Genomic DNA, 949 nt, shown 5'->3' on the forward strand with positions numbered 1-949 from the left:
AGCACCAGCGCCGTGGTGAGATCGCCGACAGGCAGGAGCACGTCCACGCGCTCCTCTGCCACCAGCGCCGCCACCGCGTCGACGAAGGCCTCGGGGTTCTCGCCAGGCGCGGGATACACCCGGGACGCCGCGCAGTAGCGCGAGGCGGCACTGAGGGTGCGCGGATGATCGTCGGCGGTGATGACGTGCATGCCCGCCCGGCCCAGCGAGCGGGTCACCGCCAGGGCACTGCGCTGGGCACCGTCGAGAACGAGCACGCGGTAGGTCATGGTTCGCGGACCTCCGTGGCCGCGCTGGCCGGCTGCGCCTCGCGCAGCAGCTCCGAATAGATCCGAGCATACCCCGCCGCGACCCGGGCAAAATCGTAACGCACCGCGGCCCGGCCGCTCGCCGCTACCGCCCGTCGGCGCGCGGCTCCGCCCTCCGCGGCGAGGGTCGATAGCGCCGCGGCGAAGGCGGCGGGGTCCGGGTCGCGGACGAGCACGCCGTAGCGCCCCTCGCCCAGCACGGCGGGCAGACCGCCGACGGCGTGGGCGATCACGGGTACCCCCAGGACCAGCGCCTCCAGTACGTTGGTCGGCATCCCCTCGTGCTCGGAGGTGACCATGAGCGCGTCCATCCGCCGCAGGCAGGCCGGGACGTCATCCCGGAAGCCCATGACGTGCAGCCGATCCGCCACGCCCGCGCGTGCCGCCACGTCCGTCACCGCCGCCGTCAGCGGGCCGTCCCCGATGACGTAGCCGTGCACCGGCTGCCCCGCTGCCGCGACCGGCAGCGCCGCAACCGCGGCGACGAAGCGCTCCGGCGCCTTGACCGGCACGAGCCGCCCGACCAGCGCCACCCGGAAGGCGTCCGCGGGCCCGGGCAGGGCCACGGGCGCGGCCGCCGCCGCGCGCACGGCCGCCGCATCGATGCCGTTCTCCACGACCCGCGGCGGGCGCCCCCCGGA

1 protein-coding gene and 1 pseudogene are annotated in these 949 nt (G+C 76.1%); both read right to left on the reverse strand.

The genetic code is table 11. The features are described from left to right. Positions 1-269: pseudogene (locus G7A99_RS21390) on the reverse strand (ATP-dependent carboxylate-amine ligase); the annotation flags it as partial. Continuing rightward, positions 266-949: glycosyltransferase (locus tag G7A99_RS21395; protein ID WP_163143935.1), on the reverse strand; the 684-nt coding region annotated here is incomplete at its 5' end. The pseudogene G7A99_RS21390 and the gene G7A99_RS21395, both read right to left, overlap by 4 nt.

Source organism: Arhodomonas sp. KWT, assembly GCF_010993615.1.